This is a genomic window from Paenarthrobacter sp. DKR-5, assembly GCF_018531425.1.
Lineage (GTDB): Bacteria > Actinomycetota > Actinomycetes > Actinomycetales > Micrococcaceae > DKR-5.
Genome location: NZ_JAHBOI010000011.1, coordinates 47443 through 63751, shown reverse-complemented (window position 1 = coordinate 63751; position 16309 = coordinate 47443). Strand labels below are relative to the sequence as shown.

Sequence of the window (16309 nt, the reverse complement as noted above, 5' to 3'; positions counted from 1 at the left end):
GAGTCCCATGCCTGAGGTGCCCGGCCGCGCGGATCTTCCGGTGGCCGTCATCGGAGCCGGGCCGGTCGGCCTCGCCGCCGCCGCCCACCTGCTCGAACAGGGCCTGCGGCCGCTGATCTTCGAAGCCGGCGACGCCGCAGGCGCCTCGATCACGGAGTGGGGCCACACCCGGTTGTTCTCGCCCTGGCAGTACAACATCGATGCCGCCGCCCGCCGGCTCCTGGAAGCCGCCGGGTGGCAGGCGCCCCGGCCCACGGCGCTGCCCTACGGCCGCGAGCTGGTCGAAGACTATCTGGCGCCGCTCGCGGCACTTCCCGTGATCGCCGGGGCCCTGCGCACCGGGGCCCGGGTCGCCGCCGTCACCCGCCAGGGCATGGACAAGACGCAGTCACTGGGACGGCAGGAGCGGCCGTACCTCGTGCGCGCGACGGCCGCTGACGGGGCCGTCCATGACCACCTTGTCCGCGCAGTCATCGATGCCTCCGGCACGTGGACCACTCCGAACCCCGTCGGCTCCGGGGGCCTGGCCGCACCGGGGGAGGCCGAGGCCCGGGGCGCCGGATTCATCTCCTCGCCGCTCCCCGACGTTACCGGCCGGGACCGGCACCTGTTCGCCGGCCGGCACGTGCTGGTGGTGGGCGCCGGACATTCGGCCGCCAACACGCTGCTGGCGCTGGGTGGGCTTGCGCGGGAGGAGCCCGGGACCCGAATCAGTTGGGCCGTGCGCGGCGCGGACGCCACGCGCCTGTACGGCGGCGGCGACCGTGACGGGCTGCCTGCACGCGGAATGCTCGGGACGCGGTTGCGACGTCTCGTCGATACCGGTGCCGTCAACCTGCGCACCTCGTTCACGATCACGGGGTTCGAACTCACGCCCTCCGGCGCCGAGGGCCTGCACGTCCACGGAGCCACCCCCGACGGCGCCACGGTCCTGGGCGTCGACGTGCTCATCCCTGCCACCGGGTTCCGGCCCGACCTGGACATCCTGAAGGAAATCCGGCTCGACCTCGACCCCGGCGTCGAGGCACCCCGGGAACTCGGGCCGCTGATCGACCCGGACTTCCACAGCTGCGGCACTGTTCCCCCGCACGGGGCCAGGCTGCTCGCGCATCCTGACCGCGACTTCTACATCGCAGGCATGAAGTCCTACGGGCGTGCGCCGACGTTCCTGCTGGCCACCGGCTATGAGCAGGTCCGTTCGATCGCCGCGGCACTGGCCGGAGACCAGGAAGCCGCCGACCGGGTCCAGCTGGAACTGCCTGAAACGGGCGTGTGCTCCACTGACATCGGCAGCAGCTGCGATGCGCCCGCTGCCGAAGCCTCCTCCTGCTGCGGTTCCTCCGGCCCGCAGCCGGTGTCCATCGGGTTCGCCACCGGTTCCGCCCACGGACGCGCGGGGGCGCTGGCCACGGACCTGTAGGCGGGTGCGCGGCAGCCGGCTGCCGTTGCGGAGGCCACGCCCCGAGGGTACCGCGCGGAGGCTAGGCCCGGGAGGGCGCGGCCACGACTGCTGTGATCATCCGCTCCAGGCGGGCGATCCCGGCGAACCTGCCGGCATTGTCGGTGACGAGCAGCGGCTCGAACCGGGCCGCCCGGGGGCGGGTCATGGACCGCGCCAGGGCCTCGCCGAGCGGGGTGTCGAGGTTCACGCGCAGGCCCGGGACCACCACGCCGAGACCCGCCGAGCCGGCGTCGAGCACGCAGACAGGCCGGAAATGATCCTCCAGCAACACGACCGATTCGAGCAGCTGGTCTGCGCCGAACGAGTCCGCGGCCTGCGCAGTGCTGGTGGCGGTCCTGGCCGGCTCGACGACGTCGCGTACGACGCCAGCCGCCGCTGCCGAATGCCGGGCGGCCAGCGCGTGGGCCGCCTCCGGCTCGACCCCCTTCCAGGGCGGAGCGGGACGGCCCAGATGGTAGCCCTGCACCAGAGGCACACCGAGCGCCGCGAGTGCTTCAAGCTCCTCGGCGCGCTCCACGCCCTCGCCCAGCACCCAGGCGTCCACCCGGCTGGCGAAGGTGCCGAGCATCTCGATCAGTGCGCGCTTCGCCTCATCGCGGTCGACGTCCTGGATCAGGGCGCGGTCGATTTTGATCATGGCGGGCCGGAGCGCGAGCAGGTGCCGCAGGCCGGCATAACCGGCACCGGCGTCGTCGACGGCAATGAGAGCGCCAGCCGCGCGGATCCGGTCCAGGTCCGGTTCGAGGTCCAGATAGGACTCGATGGGAGTCTGCTCGGTGAGCTCGACGACGATGCCGCCCAGGTTCCCCTCGTCCCGCCATACGCTGCGGATGCGCTCCGTGGCGAGCAGCTCCGGGGAAACGTTGAGGGTCAGGAAACAGTTCGGGGGGATGGTGGCCCTCGCGCGCAGGGCAGTCCGCAGGGCCGCTTCCTCCAGTTCGGCGGACCGGCCGTGTTGCCGGGCGGCGGAGAACCACGCTTCAGGGTTCTTCTCGGTGAAGCCCGGAAAGCGAGCGAGCGCCTCGTAGCCGACCACCGTGCCACGGACCGTGTCGACAATGGGCTGGTACGCAGCGGCTAGTCCTTCGCCCCGGCAGGCGGCATCCAGCAATGCCTCCCAGTCCGGCACCGCTGCCGGCGTCGCACCAGGGAGGACACCGTCTGCGTCGGGCATCACCCCACCGTGACGATGGAGGACCGGACGGACTGGACCAGCTCGGCCGGCACCTCCTGCAGGCCGTGCGCCGCGGCCGCATGGCCTGCCACCGCGACGAGGATCTCGTCTTCGGTGCTGCAAACCCAGCGGGCCTCACAACCCGGTACCACGTCTCCGCATGCAAACGACTTCATCAATGGCTCCTTCGAAATTCGCAAATCGCTCAAACCCTACCTCGCGTAAAGGTACGGGTGATTCGAAGCCGGATGCTGGATGGATGGGCGTGTCGCGGCCATCCGGAACCAGGAAGTGGCCCGGTGCCTAGTTCGCCTTCTGCAGCAGGTCCCTGAAGCGGCTCGACGGGGCGACGCCAAGCTCGCTCTGGGTCTTGCGGTGGAAGTCCTCGAAGGACTTGATCGCCCGCACGTTGTTCCCCGCTTTGAGGTTGGCCTTCAGGATGAGCAGCTGGGCGCTTTCGCGCAGGGGCTCAATCGAGGCGGCGGCGTGGGCCGCCTCAAGCGAACGGGCGACGTCGTTGCTCTGCAGGAGATATTCGCCGAGGGCTTCGAGACAGTGCACGCGCTGCTGCGTCAGCTGTTCCTGCTCGAAGACGACCCAGTCCTCGTACCAGCCAGGGAGCAGGTCCGCGTTGCGCAGGAGATCCACGCAGCCGATGGCCGGCGCGCAGTCGCCCCGGGCGACGTCGTCAATGACCTGCCGCACGGCGAACGTGTCCACGGGCACACCCGGTGCCAGCCGGAGGGAGTCGCCGAAGCCCTCGAGCAGCCCGGGCTGTTCATGGGTGATGCGGAAGACGGTGGTCCGGAGGCTCCCCGCTGCTTGCGCGTCAGTGCTGTCCGGCCACAGCAGGCCGGTGAGATAACGGCGCGAGCGCGGGCCCAGGAGCGCCAAGGCCGCGATCAGCCGCTGCTGGCGGATGCCGATGTCCACCGGCTGGCCGTCCCGCTTGAGCTGCCAGCAGCCCAAAAGCTGGAGCTCCCATTCGCTGTTCGTCATCGTTTCCATCTCACACCCCGTCTCCTGGACTCCGCCAAGGGCTACGCGGGAACGGCGTGGCGGCGCCAAAACCGGGCAGGCGCGAAAGAAAGGGGGGCCGGCGACGGCTGGGGGGAAGTCTCGGTCTCAGAAGACTCCACCATCGCCGGCCCCGATCGTGGGGCCTGCACGCGTGGATGCGAGGCGGGCAGCCAGGTGGCTGCGGCATGAGCCAGTTCGCAAGGGGTAGTGTGATCGCGCATTGTGTGAGACCCGCTCCTGACCGGCTGATGATGTGATTCAACATCTACGAGCCTAGGAGGCCTCGACACCCGGCACACGAGTAAATCCCTACTCGACTTTGGTGCCCGGGTACTCAGGTTTTCAGGACCACTACTTGCCCCTTTACCCGCTTTCCAGGCGCGCAGACAGGGCCGGCCGGCCCTGTCTGCAAAGCCGCAACCAAGGTGGCGCGGTCATCCCGTCAACCGTGCCCGCCGGGTTGCGGGAAACGTTTCACCTGCGAGCCTTCCATACCCGTCTGGGTATGTCGCAAAATGGAAAACGCCCGGGCGCTGCTCTTCCCCCCAAAAGCGCAGCACCCGGGCTTTCCACTGTCCTGGGACGCTCAGTCGCCGTCGTTCTCCTCGTTGCGCAGGTCCTCTTCGTGAATCAGCCGGGCCTGCTCGGCCTCCGGGGATTCGTCGGTAATCGACGCGGGGCCCGGGGTCCCGTCGAGGGATTCATTCGGCGGCAGCGTGGCAGCTGCACCGGGTGTCCCGGCGGCCCCGGTCTGCGTGGAAACGGCGGGGACCGGCGCAGGCACTGCCGGGCCCGCCAACTCGTCGGACCCCTTCTTGCCGGCGTCGTCCTTATGCAGGGCCGTGCTGACGGTGCCCTGGGCCTTGCGCAGCGCCTCGGCGGCCTGTTCCTGGAGTGCGGGGGCCTTGTCCTTGATGGTCCCGGCCGCTTCGGAGACGGTCTCCTGCACCTTGGGGTTCTGCCAAAGTTCCTTGGCCTTGGTGCGGAGCTTCTCATATCTTTCCCGGCCGGAACGGGTGCCGAGCACGTATCCCACCGCCAGACCGGTCGCGAAAACCAATTTGTTCTTCATCTCATGCTCCTGTCGGCAGCGTGCGCTTTCTGCCTACCTAAGCACGCTCAGCGAGCAATTGGCAAGCATGCTTAGCATTAAGGGGAAACCCCGATAGACTTGCCACCATGACTGAGAACGGACGAATTTTCGGGTGGGCCTTCGGGGACGGCAGCCGCTCCGGTGACGAGGCCTACGTCGACCAGCTCAAGGCCGAGGCGCTGGAGAACGCCCGCCAGGCTGCCGCAGGCAAAGACCTCGGGATCCGGCCGGGCACCGCGGTGTACACCGTGATCACCGAAGGCGAGACGCTGGTCGAGCTGAGCGGCACCGCCGAGAACCAGTTCGTCGTGCGCTGCACGGTGGAGCTGGAAGGACCGGGCGCATCGAAGGTGCGCGCAGAAGGGCCGATGAACGGCTGAGCTACTCGCCTTCCTCCAGGGCGTTCGGGTACTCCTCGTCGCCGCCGGCGTCGGGGCCCAGTGGGGTCGCCTGCTCGAGCACGTCGGCTTCGTTGGCCTCCTCGTTCACGGTCTCGACGTCGGGCACGTCGTCGGTGTCTTCGGCGTCGTCCGGAACAGGGGGCAGATGCTCCAGCCGTTCGTCTTCGGGGACCTCGGGGGACTCTTCCTCAGGCCGCAAGCTGTTGCTCATCTTCAACCTCCACGGATCGGAAACCGGAACTCCCGCCAGCTTGCCACGGCCCAGGGCGAAAATCCATTGTCACCGCTGGGGTCCTGGCCGGCCGGTTCACATCCGCCCGAACCGTGAGCGCAGCAGCGCGAAGATGCCGTAGCAAATGAATCCGGCGCCGATCGCCAGCAGCAGGTAGGGCCCGTAGGCCTGGTCGCGCAAGGCCTTCAGGCTGCCGTCGAGGCCCGTCGATTCCTGGGGATCCTGCTTGACCACGGCCACAATGAAGAGCAGGCCGACGAGATTCAGGGCGACGCCTTTGGCCACGTGCCCGACGACGCCGAACGCCTCGACGATCCGTCCGCGCCGTTGCTGCTCGAAGTGCGCCAGTTCCTCCCGGAAGGTCCGCCGCAGCCCTTTCACCTCGAAATAGACACCGATGCCGGCAATGACGGCCCCCAGGCCCAGCAGGGCGGCAGAGCCGAGCGGCGCGCGCATCAACGCGACAGTGAAGTCCCGGGTGGAGTCTCCGGAATCCGAGCGCACGCCCAGGGCGAAGTTGCCGAAGGTGAGGCCGATGCTGCCGTACGCCACGGCCAGGAACCCGGACGTGATGGTCTTGCCGAGACGTTCCCCCGTGGGCAGGTGGCGGGCGCGCAGCGTTGCCTCGCTGAGCTGCCAGAGGGCGAGGCCGACACAGCCGGCTGCGCAGGCCCACAGCACCGCCGGGCCCCAGGGGCTGGCGGCGAGCTCGGCGATCGCCCCGGTGGGTTCGGCCTGCCCGGAACCCCCGAACGCGAGGCTGATCGCGATCGCGCCGATAATGATGTGCAGGACCGCCATGACGGCGAAGCCGAACCTGGCGGCGACGTCGAGGGTCTTGGTGTCCGAAACCTCTTCCGCCCGGTCAGCCGCTTCGCGCAGCGAGGTTTCCTCCTCGTCCATCACGTTCCTTCACCTCCGGCGCAGTTTTCCGCAGAAGCATCCTACTCGACGGTGACGTTGACGGACTGCCACCCGGAGGCGCCGTCGGGGATGGGATTGGCGCGCTGTTCGGTCTGGAGCCCGTCCTTGCGGTCCGTGGCCCGCGTCCTGATGTCGTGGTTGCCCGGCGTCGCCTCCCATTGGAAGGACCACTGCCGCCAGGTGTCGATGCTTGCTTCCGCCGCGAGCACGGCCTCCTGCCACGGACCGTCGTCAATCTGGATTTCGACCTTGGTAATGCCCCGGTGCTGGGACCACGCGGTGCCTCCGACGGCGACCTTGCCGGCCTTGACCCTCGCGAAGGATTTCGGGACCTCGATCCGGGAGGAGGTCTTTACTGGCCCGTGATCGGACCAGCCGCGGTCGGTCCAGTAGGCTCGCTTGTCCTGGAAGCGGGTGACCTCAAGGTCCACGACCCACTTGGTGGCGGAGACAAACCCGTAAAGTCCCGGCACGACCATGCGCACAGGGTAGCCGTGCTCCAGCGGAAGGGGCTCACCGTTCATGCCGATGGCCAGGATCGCGTCGCGGTCATCCTGCAGGACGCCGAGCGGCGTGGAGGCAGAGAAGCCGTCGGAACTCGTGGACAGGACCATGTCGGCGCCGGCGGTCGGCCTGGCTTTTTCGAGCACTTTCCGCAGCGGGTAGCCAAGCCATTTGGCGTTGCCCGCGAGGTTGCCGCCCACGGGATTGGAAACGCATGTCAGCGTGACGTAGGACTCGATCAGCTCCGCGGTGAGCAGGTCGTTGAAAGACATCCGTACTTCCTGTTCCACCATGCCGTGGACGCGCAGCTCCCAGCTGGCGGCGTCGATGCTGGGCACGGCGAGGGCGGTATCGATCCGGTAGAAATCCTTGGCCGGGGTGACAAACGGCGTCACTCCCGCCACCGGTGACTGCACTCCCGCAGGCAGCGGGGCCGCGGGACGGGCGGCCCGGGGGAGCCGGAGGGCCGAACGGGTCCGTTCGACGGTGCGGCGCGTCCCGGCGAGAAGTTCGCCTGCCAGTGCCGCGGCGGCCGCGGCGGCGGCGGTCAGTCCGGCGGCTGCCAGGAACGAGCGCCGCCCCGTTGACCGTCCGGGGGTGCCGGACGCCCCGGCTTCCGGGGACGGGGCTCCGCCCGGACCTGTCACAGGCGGGTGCTCCCGGTGCAGCCGGTTCGTCATCCAGCGCAGCGTGAGCACGCCGGCGAGGACCCCCAGCAGGGTCGGCAGGACGTCGGTCGGCTCCGCGCCCGAACGGGTCACGACGGCGGCGGCGACGACGGTGCTGAGCAGCAGCAGCAGCGTGATGCCCGCAGCCCAGCGGCGGTACGCCAAATAGCCGGCGACGGCGGCGAGCGCCGCCATGACGATCCCCATCGAAATGAACAGGACGAGTTTGTCATTGGTGCCGAAGGTGTCCACGGCGAAGTTCTTCAGCCAGACCGGGGTGAAGTCGATGAATGTCGATCCGAGCGCGACCAGGGGCGTCGCGGCGGCCCGGAAGAAGCTGCCGGCGAGCTCGGCCACGCCGAGCAGCAATCCAGCCGCGAGGATGCCCGCCAGGGCAGCTGCCGGGCCGGGCCCGGTCCAGAAACGCTTTGCTCTCATGGGAGGGATTCGCAGCCGGACCAGCCGCGGACCGGTCCGGAACCCGCGGAGCTCAGGCCGAAGCTCACGCCGGAACTCCGTGCGGCGTCCAGTCCGGCGGGGGTGTCACCTCACCACTTCGGGTGCACGGTGGCCCGGAAGTACTTGTCATAGACATCGTGGACGTTGCGATCGAACTCCGCTCCGAGGTCGCCGACCGTCCCCGCGGCCGCGTTGGCCCTGGCCTGGTCGGCGTTGCGCGCGCCGGGGATGACGGTGCTCACGCCGTCCTGCGCGATGATCCAGGCCAGCGCTGCCTGGGCCGTCGTCGTTCCTTCCGGCACCAGCCGCTGGAATTCGTGCACGGCAGCCAGGCCCTGTTCGAAGTCGACGCCGGAGAACGTCTCGCCGACGTCGAAGGCGGACCCGCTCCGGTTGTAGTTGCGGTGGTCGTTCTCGGGGAAGGTCGTGTCCTTGGTGTACTTGCCCGAGAGCAGCCCGGAGGCCAGCGGCACGCGCGCGATGATGCCCACACCGGCGGCCTTGGCTGCGGGCAGGACCTCATCGAGCGGCTTGAGCCGGAACGGGTTGAAGATGATCTGCACGGTTGCGGTGCCCGGCCGCGCGATGGCGGTGAGCGCTTCTTCCGTCGTTTCGACGCTGACACCGTAGTTGCGCATGACGCCCTCCTCGACGAGGGTGTCGAGGGCGTCGAAGACCGCGTCGCTGGAGTACACGGCCGTCGGCGGGCAGTGCAGCTGGACCAGGTCGAGTGTGTCCGTCTTGAGGTTGCGCCGGGACCTGTCCGTCCACTGCCGGAAATTCGCGAGCTGGTAGCTCTCCGGCACCTGCTCCAGCCGGCGGCCCATTTTCGTGGCCACGGTGATGCCGGACTCCGGGTTGGCCGCGAGGAACTCGCCAATGAACTGTTCACTGCGCCCGTCGCCGTAGACATCAGCGGTGTCGAAGAACGTGACGCCGGACCCGGCGGCCGCGTCGAGCACGGCGTGGGCGTCCTTCACATCGACGACGCCCCAGTCCGCTCCGAGCTGCCAGGTGCCGAGGCCGACGGTGGAGACGGTGCGGCCGGTTCTTCCGAGTCTGCGCTGATCCATGCTCCGACTATAGCTTTTCGCGCCGCCCCGCGCCGATGCATGAAATACCGCATTGATCAGTACACTGTCAATTGCGAGAAAGCGGGAGCACGTGACAAATGTGCAGGAAAGCAACGATGCGCGCGCGCTCCTGGGCGGACGGTACCGTCTGCTGGAGCGGATCGGCGCCGGGGCCATGGCAACGGTTCATCGTGCCCGGGACGAGTTCCTGGGCCGTGACGTGGCGATCAAACTTGTCCAGACGACGGCCTCCACCTTGGATGAGGTGCGCCGCGACGACGCCGAGGCCAAGCTGCTGGCCCGGCTGAACCACCACAGCCTGGTGGCCCTGCTCGACGCGGGCACCGACCTGCGCGATCCGGGCCGGCCGCGGGTGTACCTCGTCATGGAACTGATCAACGGCCCGGACCTGCGGGTGCGCCTGGCCGAGGGTCCCATGCCGCCGCGGCAGGTGGCGCAGATCGGTTTCGACCTCGCTGAAGGGCTGGATTACATCCACTCGTGCGGCGTCGTCCACCGGGACGTGAAGCCGGCCAACGTCATGATGGTCAACTACCGCACCGACGGGACCCGGGTGCGGGCCAAGCTGACCGACTTCGGAGTGGCGCTGATGACCGAAGAGCCGCTGACCCGTGAAGGCGTGGTCACCGGGACGGCTGCCTACCTGAGCCCCGAGCAGGTCAAGGGGGAAAGCGTTGGTCCCTTCAGCGACATTTACGCCTTGGGGCTTGTGCTGCTGCAGTGCCTTACCGGCGTTGTCGCCTATCCCGGCCCGCTGGTGGAAAGCGCGGTCGCGCGGCTCGTGCGCAACCCCGACATCCCCGAAAGCCTGGGCCCGGACTGGTGCCGGCTGCTGACGGCCATGACCGCCACGGACCCGGCGGAACGTCCGCTCGCGCAGGAGATTGTGTCGGTGCTGTACGCGCTGGCGATGGAACCGGGTTCCGACCCGCGCACCGGCGCGGCAGTCATGCCGGCCGATGAGGAGGGCAGGCTGGAAGCGGTTCGGCGTTACGGGATCCTCGACACCCCGCCGGACGGCGCCTTCGACCGGATCACGGCACTCGCCGCACGGCTGTTCGATGTGCCGGTCGCGATTGTCAGCGTGGTGGACCACGACCGGATCTGGTTCAAGTCCCACCACGGGCTGGACATCCAGCAGATCGACCGGGACCCGGGTCTGTGTGCCTCGGCGATCCTGTCGGATGGGGCCTGGGTGGTGGGCAACGCCCCTGAAGACCCGCGCACGCTCACCAATCCGCTGGTGGCGGGGGAATTCGGGCTCAAGTTCTACGCGGGCGTGCCGCTGCGCACCCACGACGGCTTCAACCTCGGGACGCTGTGTGTGCTGGACTTCGCCCCGCGCGACGTCGACGCGGGACAGGTGGAGATCCTGGAGGACCTGGCGGCCGTCGTGATGGACCACCTGGAGCTCATGCTGGAGAGCCGGCAGTCCGCCGCGATGGCTTAGGTCCGCGTGCTGGCGTAGCGGGCACTAGCCGCCGGCGGCCGGGCGCGTCTGCAGCTTCACGGTGATCTTGTGGGCTTCCTCGAGCAGCAGCTTGCCTAACAGCTGCCCCCGTTCGCCCCGGAACCGCGGCTCGATGCCCGTCAGGGACAGCGCCCACAGCGGCCTGCCCGCGGAGTCGAACACGGCCGCCCCCATGCCCCAGCTGCCCTCGACGATCAGGCCGGGGTTGACCGCATAACCCGTCTCCCGGGTGAGCCGGATCCGCTCCCGGATGCCCTCGGCCGAGTGACCGGGGCCCCAGCCGGCGAGGTCCCCGGCGCTCTCGGCGAGGTAGGCCTCGATCTCCTCGTCGGAGTGGTAGGCGAGGATTGCCAGTCCCGCGGACGCGACGCCGAGCGGGAACCGGACGCCCTCATGCAGCACAAAGGACCGGATAGGGAAGCTGCCTTCCTCACGGAGCAGGCACACGGTCCCGTTTCCGCGCAGCACCGAGAGGAAGGCGCTTTCCTCGGTTTCGTCGGCGAGGCGGCGGACGTTGTCCCTGGCCAGATCCTCGATGTCGTAGCGGCGGGCGGAGAGCGAACCGAGGATGTACGCTTCCGGGCCGAGGTACCAGCGGCCCGAGCCGCCGTCGTGCTCAAGCAGGCCTTCGGCGGCGAGCGAGGCAAGCAGCCGGTATGCGGTGGGGCGGGTCAGACCCGACTCCTTGACGACGTCGGCAGTCGTGCGGCCCGTGCGCGGGCCGTGGCCGACGATGCGCAGCAGCTGGGCGACGCGGCCGACCACCTGTGCGCCCTGGACCGGGGTGCTGCCCACTTCCATCGCTTCCGTTCTTTTGTCCACAATATGACCGCCGGAAAGCGGTGAGTCCACTATAAAACGGCGCCCGGCGCCGCGGGGAACCGTTGTCAGGATGCGCTCGCCGCCGCACGGGCTGGTTAGCGTCAGGGGGCTGACGGCGCGCCTTCCCGGGCCGAACGGCCAGTTGCGGCGGCCTCCGCGCGCCGGAAGCCGCCACGACTGGCCTCTCGCGCCCACCTCACCTGACCGGAGGCGACTGGCTATGCTCGGAGGGTGCCATCCCCGCAGCCCGCCACCGCCAGAGGCTCGGAGGCGCGCGACATCCTGAGGCTGGCCGTGCCGGCCTTCGGCGCACTCGTGGCCGAACCGCTCTTCCTGCTGGCGGATTCGGCGATCGTGGGCCATCTCGGCGTCGACCAGCTCGCCGGCATGGGTCTGGCCACTACCCTGCTGCAGACGGCCGTGGGTTTGATGGTCTTCCTGGCCTACGCCACCACGCCGGCCGTGGCCCGGCTGCTGGGCGCGGGACGCCTTGAGGACGCCCTGCGGGCGGGCATCGACGGGCTGTGGCTGGCGCTGCTGCTCGGTGCAGCACTCGCGGCCGCCGGGCTTTGGCTGGTCGATCCGCTGCTGGGGGCGGCAGCAGCGGATCCTGCCGTGCGCGCCTTCGCCGGCGAGTACCTGCGCTGGTCCCTTGCCGGCCTGCCCGCCATGCTGCTGGTGCTCGCCGCCACCGGCGTGCTGCGCGGCCTGCAGGACACCCGGACGCCGCTGGTGGTCGCGGTGGCGGGTTTCACGCTCAACATCGCATTGAACTGGCTCCTGGTCTACGGAGCCGGGCTCTCCGTCGCCGGCTCAGCGATCGGCACCGACCTGGCACAGTGGTCGATGGCGGCCGTCTACCTCGTCATCGTGCTCAAGGCTGCCCGTCCGGCGCGTGTGCGCCTGGTGCCCGACTGGCGGGGCATCCGCGCGGCCGCAGCGGTCGGCAGCTGGCTGATGCTGCGCACCCTCAGCCTGCGGGTGGCCATCCTCGCCACGGTCCTGGTCGCGACCGGCCTCGGCGCCGTGAATCTCGCGGCCCACCAGCTGGCGATGACGGTCTTCACGTTCTTCGCGTTCGCACTGGACGCGCTCGCCATCGCCGCGCAGGCGCTGCTCGGCAAGGAACTGGGCGCGGGGGACCTGCCCCGTGCCCGCCTGCTGACCCGCACGATGGTTCGGTGGGGAGTCGGGTTCGGCGCGGCAACCGGGGTGCTCGCCGCGGCAGTGTCTCCGGTCCTGGGATACCTCTTCACGAACGACGACGCCGTCCGTTCCGCCCTTGCCGCCGCCCTGCTGGTGCTCGCGGCCGGCCAGCCGTTGGCGGGTTACGTGTTCGTGCTCGACGGCGTGCTCATCGGCGCCGGCGACGCGCGCTACCTGGCGCTCGCCGGCGTCGCCAACCTGGCGGTGTACCTGCCCTTGCTGGCACTCGTCGCGTTCTCTTCCGCCGCCGGGCCGGCCGCCGTCGCTCTGCTGTGGGCCGCCTTTGCCCTGGGCTACCTCGCCAGCCGCGGGGTGACGCTCGGCCTGCGGGCGCGCTCCGACCGCTGGCTCGTGGCCGGAGCCCGCAGGCTGTGAGGCGCAGTGAGGCGACAGTGAGGCGACCGCTGCGCCGCTAAGCTGGTAGTCGTGGACGCTGAATTGAAGGGCAAGCTGGAGCCGGCAACTGGCATGTGGAAGCCGCTGCTCTACCGGGCCCTTGTCGCCCTCGTCTTCGGGCTGGTCACCGTCTTCTGGCAAAACCCCTCCACCACGGTGATGTCCGTGGCCGGGGGACTCTATCTGGTGGGCACCGCCTTCGCCGTGCTGCTGCTGGACCTGAGCTTCTCCACTTCGGACGGCCGGATCAAGCGGACGCTCCGGGTGGAGCACCTGGGCCTGCTCGCGCTCTCGGTGTTCGCCCTGTCCGTGCACCAGACCTGGGCCTTCGTTGCGGCGGCCTCGGCCGGCCTGGGGATCGCGGGCCTGTGTGAGCTTTACCTGGGCTGGACGCACCGGCGCCGGCTCGTGCTCGCACGGGACTGGCTGCTCACCGGCGCCGTGAACACCGCCGCCGCCGTGATCCTGCCGTTCTTCGCCACCCTCGAGGCGCACGCACTCCTCGGGGTGATCGGCGGCTCCGCCATCATCATCGGAGTGATGCTGCTGCTGGCGGCCCTCACGTACCGGCATGAGGCATCCGCGCCGGCCGGCAGCGCCGAGGCCGTAAACTAGGGGAGGGCCGTCCCGGCGGCCATCCGCAAGGGCCCGGGTCCGCCCCGGGCCGCAATTGACCGGGGCAGCAACAGAAGGAGAACACGTGGCTGAGCAAACACCAGGATCCCCGCGGAAGCCGCGGACCTCGGTGAAAGGGCCGCTGATCTTCTCGGCGTTCTGGGCCGTCGTCGCCTTCGTGGGCGTGCTCGTCTTCTCCTCCGGCGGCTCCGCGAACCCGCCGCGCTTCGACCTGGCCTTCATTGCCGGCGGCAGCGCCTTCATCATCGTGCTTGTCGTGGCGGCCATGCTGGCCATGAGCCACAAGGAAAACCCGGATCACCTGGGCAAGGGCTCCGGGGTCAACCTGAGCTCCAGCAAGCCGCGCCGGAACCCGCCGCGCTACGGTGCGAACCCCGACGGTCAGGACAACGGCGAGCCGCGGAGCTAGTCTCCGGCCTTCTCCGCCAGGCGCGCCCGGTAGGCCGCGACATGCGCGCGGTTGGCGCAGTTCCCGGTATCGCAGTAGCGCTTTGAGCGGTTCTTCGACAGGTCGATGAGCACGGCGTCGCAGTCCTCCGCGGCACAGACCCGCAGCCGGTCCATCTGCTTGCCGCGGACGACGTCGACCAGGGCCATCGCAGCTTCCACACCCATCCGTGTCTGCAGCGGCGCCTCATGTGCGACCGCATGGATATGCCAATCCCACTGGTCATGCTTGACCAGCTGCGGAAGGGCTCCGGCCTCGCGCAGGAGGGCGTTGAGCTCTTCCGCCGCGGTGGCCTCGTCGGAGGTCCAGATGCCGCGCAGCCTGGGGCGCAGCTGCCGCACCGCGTCGAGTTCGGTCCGGTCGTGGGTGCGCGAGCCGGAAAACTGCTGCTCCGTCAGGAACCTGGTCAGCTCCGCGTCATCGGCGAGTTGCTCGCCGCCGTTGGCTGCGGTGTTGATGAGGGCGGCCGCCGTCACGAGCGCATCCTCCGTGTCATGCGCAAACAGCACTTTGACTCCTGACATCGTTGGACGATACTGTAATGAGCATAATCGATTTTACTCATGACAGGACTGTGCCATGCGTTCCGGTGCTCTCTCCGCCTCCGCAGCTTCCGGGCTCGGAATCGCACTTTTCTCCTCCGCGGCGTTCGGGGTGTCCGGTCCCTTTGCCAAGTCCATGCTGGAGTCCGGCTGGAGCCCGGGAGGCGCAGTCTCGCTGCGCCTCCTGGGCGGCGCCGTGGTCCTGGCTCTGCCGGCGTGGCTGGCGGCGCGCCGCCACCGGGCGGCAGTCCGCCGCCACTGGGGGCGGGTGGCTGGCTTCGGCCTGGTGGCCATGGCAGTCTGCCAGCTCTGCTACTTCAACGCCGTGGCGCATCTGTCGGTCGGCGTCGCCTTGCTGCTCGAGTATCTGGCGCCGGTGCTGCTCGTCGGCTGGATGTGGTTGCGCGGCGGCCGCCGCCCGCGCGTGCTGACGGTTGCCGGAACGGTCCTCGCCGTCGCGGGCCTGCTGCTGGTGCTGGACCTGGCCGGGGGTACCAGGGTCAGCCTCGAAGGAGTGCTCTGGGGAATCGGCGCGGCGCTGTGCCTCTCGTTCTATTTCGTCGTCTCCGCCAGCACCGACGACGGCGTTCCCCCGGTGCTGATGGCCGGCGGCGGCATGGCGGTGGGCGCCGTCGTGATGTTCGCCGCCGGAGCGGCCGGCCTGACGCCGATGCGCTATTCCACCGCGGACGCGACGGTGGCGGGCGCCACGGTGCCGTGGTTCGTCCCGCTGGCCGGACTGGTGCTGTTCGCGACCGCCCTCTCCTACGTCACCGGCGTGATGGCGGCGCGCAGCCTGGGGTCGAAGGTGGCCTCCTTTGTCTCACTGACCGAGGTCATGTTCGCCGTCGTCTTCGCCTGGCTGCTGCTTGGCGAACTCCCGGCCCCCGTGCAGCTGCTCGGCGGGCTGCTGATCATTGCGGGCGTCGTGCTCGTCAGGCTGGACGAGGTGCGCGCCGAACCGGTTCCGCTGGTTGCCCCGGCCGTGGCAGAGCCCGTCCCGTAGGCATAGGCTGGGGTTCCTGCCAGTCCCCGCTGACGAGAGGTGGCCCCATGTCCGTGAAACTCAACAAGAAGGCGCTGGATCACGCCAAGAGCCTGATCAAGAACGGGAAGCTTGTCCGCGACGAACGCGACGACTGGAGCGAACACGCCCCTTCGGCGCAGGACGAAAATGCATTCCTGGACCAGCACGGGTACGAGGATTACGCGCGGTGGCACCTGGGCGTCGACGACGAGGCCTCCGAGGAGACGAAGGGCCGCTACAAGTTCCCGTTCGGCGATTTCACCAAGGTGCACCGCTGCGCGGTGATCTCCGGCGAAAGCCGCGCCAGCCAGCACGACTATGACGACATCCGGAAGGCTCTGGGCGACCTGCTCAAGCGGATCGACGAAGCCTAAGCCGCGTCAGTCCTCGAGCCGCGTCAGTCCTCGATTCGGAACCCGAGCTTGATCGTCACCTGCCAGTCCGCAACCTTGCCGTCCGCGAGGTGTCCTCTGACTTCTTTGACCTCGAACCAGTCAAGATGGCGCAGCGTTTTGGAGGCCTGCGCTATGCCGTTGCGCACGGCGTCGTCGATTCCCTCCGGCGAGGTGCCGACAATCTCCGAGATCGAGTAGGTGTGACCGGACATCGTGCCTCCTTGGTGTCGGCGCCGGGCGGCCCGCGGCGCGTGGAAGCAGGTTAGCCCCGCTTCCGGGGGCCGCGCCAGAGCCGGGTGGCTGCGCTTCGCTTAGAGTAGGAGCACATTGGTGCC

Annotated in this window: 19 protein-coding genes; 8 read left to right on the top strand and 11 right to left on the bottom strand. The window is 69.3% G+C overall.

The genetic code is table 11. The annotated features are described in order from the left end of the window. The first annotated feature begins 7 nt into the window (after window positions 1–7). Window positions 8–1420: an NAD(P)-binding protein gene (locus KIH31_RS17870; protein ID WP_214428508.1), complete on the top strand. Its 1413-nt coding sequence runs from the start codon at window positions 8–10 to the stop codon at window positions 1418–1420. A gap of 61 nt (window positions 1421–1481) precedes the next feature. On the opposite strand, the gene KIH31_RS17865 is transcribed toward KIH31_RS17870, so the two are convergent. From KIH31_RS17865 to KIH31_RS17850, 4 genes are all read right to left on the bottom strand, one after another. Next, window positions 1482–2636, bottom strand: a complete 1155-nt coding sequence (locus KIH31_RS17865; RefSeq protein WP_214428499.1) for an EAL domain-containing protein — start codon at window positions 2634–2636, stop codon at window positions 1482–1484. Beyond that, window positions 2636–2812, bottom strand: coding sequence for a DUF1059 domain-containing protein (locus tag KIH31_RS17860; protein WP_214428498.1), 177 nt, complete (start codon window positions 2810–2812; stop codon window positions 2636–2638). The genes KIH31_RS17865 and KIH31_RS17860 overlap by 1 nt, the downstream gene beginning before the upstream one ends. A 127-nt stretch (window positions 2813–2939) precedes the next feature. Continuing rightward, the gene (locus tag KIH31_RS17855) at window positions 2940–3635 is read right to left on the bottom strand and encodes a BTAD domain-containing putative transcriptional regulator (RefSeq protein ID WP_214428497.1); all 696 of its coding nucleotides are present in this window, start codon (window positions 3633–3635) and stop codon (window positions 2940–2942) included. Window positions 3636–4242: 607 nt separating this feature from the next. After that, window positions 4243–4728, bottom strand: coding sequence for a YtxH domain-containing protein (locus KIH31_RS17850; RefSeq protein ID WP_214428496.1), 486 nt, complete (start codon window positions 4726–4728; stop codon window positions 4243–4245). 107 nt (window positions 4729–4835) lie between these two features. On the opposite strand from KIH31_RS17850, the gene KIH31_RS17845 reads away from it, so the two are divergent. Then, complete coding sequence (locus tag KIH31_RS17845; protein ID WP_214428495.1) at window positions 4836–5129, top strand: hypothetical protein; 294 nt, start codon at window positions 4836–4838, stop codon at window positions 5127–5129. A gap of 1 nt (window position 5130) precedes the next feature. Here the strand turns inward: KIH31_RS17845 and KIH31_RS17840 are convergent, their stop codons facing one another. The 4 genes from KIH31_RS17840 to KIH31_RS17825 form a co-directional block, all read right to left on the bottom strand. Further along, window positions 5131–5361 carry a hypothetical protein gene (locus tag KIH31_RS17840; RefSeq protein ID WP_214428494.1) on the bottom strand — a complete coding sequence of 77 codons (231 nt, stop codon included), beginning with the start codon at window positions 5359–5361 and terminating at the stop codon, window positions 5131–5133. Between the two features lie 96 nt (window positions 5362–5457). Further along, a complete protein-coding gene (locus KIH31_RS17835; protein WP_214428493.1) occupies window positions 5458–6285 on the bottom strand; it encodes a DUF1206 domain-containing protein in 828 nt (275 codons plus the stop codon). A gap of 41 nt (window positions 6286–6326) precedes the next feature. Continuing rightward, a complete protein-coding gene (locus KIH31_RS17830) occupies window positions 6327–7916 on the bottom strand; it encodes a molybdopterin-dependent oxidoreductase (protein WP_214428492.1) in 1590 nt (529 codons plus the stop codon). A gap of 110 nt (window positions 7917–8026) precedes the next feature. Continuing rightward, a complete protein-coding gene (locus tag KIH31_RS17825; protein ID WP_214428491.1) occupies window positions 8027–9010 on the bottom strand; it encodes an aldo/keto reductase in 984 nt (327 codons plus the stop codon). A 91-nt stretch (window positions 9011–9101) separates the two neighbouring features. Between KIH31_RS17825 and KIH31_RS17820 the strand changes: the two genes are divergently transcribed. Beyond that, on the top strand, window positions 9102–10481 hold the full coding sequence (locus KIH31_RS17820; protein WP_307857699.1) for a GAF domain-containing serine/threonine-protein kinase: 1380 nt from the start codon (window positions 9102–9104) through the stop codon (window positions 10479–10481). Between the two features lie 24 nt (window positions 10482–10505). Here KIH31_RS17820 and KIH31_RS17815 read toward each other — a convergent pair whose 3' ends face one another. Then, complete coding sequence (locus KIH31_RS17815; RefSeq protein WP_214428490.1) at window positions 10506–11303, bottom strand: IclR family transcriptional regulator; 798 nt, start codon at window positions 11301–11303, stop codon at window positions 10506–10508. A gap of 252 nt (window positions 11304–11555) precedes the next feature. On the opposite strand from KIH31_RS17815, the gene KIH31_RS17810 reads away from it, so the two are divergent. The 3 genes from KIH31_RS17810 (at window position 11556) to KIH31_RS17800 (ending at window position 13971) form a co-directional block, all read left to right on the top strand. Continuing rightward, window positions 11556–12905: an MATE family efflux transporter gene (locus tag KIH31_RS17810; RefSeq protein WP_307857698.1), complete on the top strand. Its 1350-nt coding sequence runs from the start codon at window positions 11556–11558 to the stop codon at window positions 12903–12905. Between the two features lie 51 nt (window positions 12906–12956). Continuing rightward, entirely contained in the window at window positions 12957–13541 is a 585-nt protein-coding gene (locus KIH31_RS17805; protein ID WP_214428489.1) for a hypothetical protein, read from the top strand. Window positions 13542–13626: 85 nt separating this feature from the next. After that, entirely contained in the window at window positions 13627–13971 is a 345-nt protein-coding gene (locus KIH31_RS17800) for a hypothetical protein (protein WP_214428488.1), read from the top strand. Here KIH31_RS17800 and KIH31_RS17795 read toward each other — a convergent pair. Further along, entirely contained in the window at window positions 13968–14519 is a 552-nt protein-coding gene (locus KIH31_RS17795) for a CGNR zinc finger domain-containing protein (protein WP_214428505.1), read from the bottom strand. The genes KIH31_RS17800 and KIH31_RS17795 overlap by 4 nt on opposite strands. Window positions 14520–14589: 70 nt before the next feature. Between KIH31_RS17795 and KIH31_RS17790 the strand changes: the two genes are divergently transcribed. Both KIH31_RS17790 and KIH31_RS17785 read left to right on the top strand, forming a co-directional pair. Further along, complete coding sequence (locus KIH31_RS17790; protein ID WP_214428487.1) at window positions 14590–15558, top strand: DMT family transporter; 969 nt, start codon at window positions 14590–14592, stop codon at window positions 15556–15558. A gap of 47 nt (window positions 15559–15605) precedes the next feature. Continuing rightward, window positions 15606–15953 (top strand): hypothetical protein, encoded by a 348-nt coding sequence (locus KIH31_RS17785; protein ID WP_214428486.1) that lies wholly within the window; start codon window positions 15606–15608, stop codon window positions 15951–15953. A gap of 23 nt (window positions 15954–15976) precedes the next feature. Here KIH31_RS17785 and KIH31_RS17780 read toward each other — a convergent pair whose 3' ends face one another. Continuing rightward, window positions 15977–16186 carry a dodecin gene (locus KIH31_RS17780; RefSeq protein WP_214428485.1) on the bottom strand — a complete coding sequence of 70 codons (210 nt, stop codon included), beginning with the start codon at window positions 16184–16186 and terminating at the stop codon, window positions 15977–15979. Window positions 16187–16309 lie beyond the last annotated feature (123 nt).

What these genes read in the sequence shown, in the direction of transcription:
- KIH31_RS17850 (WP_214428496.1), bottom strand. Translation starts at nt 4,728, where the DNA reads ATGAAGAACAAATTGGTTTTCGCGACCGGTCTGGCGGTGGGATACGTG.
- KIH31_RS17830 (WP_214428492.1), bottom strand. Translation starts at nt 7,916, where the DNA reads ATGAGAGCAAAGCGTTTCTGGACCGGGCCCGGCCCGGCAGCTGCCCTG.
- KIH31_RS17785 (WP_214428486.1), top strand. Translation starts at nt 15,606, where the DNA reads ATGTCCGTGAAACTCAACAAGAAGGCGCTGGATCACGCCAAGAGCCTG.
- KIH31_RS17825 (WP_214428491.1), bottom strand. Translation starts at nt 9,010, where the DNA reads ATGGATCAGCGCAGACTCGGAAGAACCGGCCGCACCGTCTCCACCGTC.
- KIH31_RS17815 (WP_214428490.1), bottom strand. Translation starts at nt 11,303, where the DNA reads ATGGAAGTGGGCAGCACCCCGGTCCAGGGCGCACAGGTGGTCGGCCGC.
- KIH31_RS17865 (WP_214428499.1), bottom strand. Translation starts at nt 2,636, where the DNA reads ATGCCCGACGCAGACGGTGTCCTCCCTGGTGCGACGCCGGCAGCGGTG.
- KIH31_RS17860 (WP_214428498.1), bottom strand. Translation starts at nt 2,812, where the DNA reads ATGAAGTCGTTTGCATGCGGAGACGTGGTACCGGGTTGTGAGGCCCGC.
- KIH31_RS17780 (WP_214428485.1), bottom strand. Translation starts at nt 16,186, where the DNA reads ATGTCCGGTCACACCTACTCGATCTCGGAGATTGTCGGCACCTCGCCG.
- KIH31_RS17790 (WP_214428487.1), top strand. Translation starts at nt 14,590, where the DNA reads ATGCGTTCCGGTGCTCTCTCCGCCTCCGCAGCTTCCGGGCTCGGAATC.
- KIH31_RS17835 (WP_214428493.1), bottom strand. Translation starts at nt 6,285, where the DNA reads ATGGACGAGGAGGAAACCTCGCTGCGCGAAGCGGCTGACCGGGCGGAA.
- KIH31_RS17845 (WP_214428495.1), top strand. Translation starts at nt 4,836, where the DNA reads ATGACTGAGAACGGACGAATTTTCGGGTGGGCCTTCGGGGACGGCAGC.
- KIH31_RS17840 (WP_214428494.1), bottom strand. Translation starts at nt 5,361, where the DNA reads ATGAGCAACAGCTTGCGGCCTGAGGAAGAGTCCCCCGAGGTCCCCGAA.
- KIH31_RS17855 (WP_214428497.1), bottom strand. Translation starts at nt 3,635, where the DNA reads ATGACGAACAGCGAATGGGAGCTCCAGCTTTTGGGCTGCTGGCAGCTC.
- KIH31_RS17870 (WP_214428508.1), top strand. Translation starts at nt 8, where the DNA reads ATGCCTGAGGTGCCCGGCCGCGCGGATCTTCCGGTGGCCGTCATCGGA.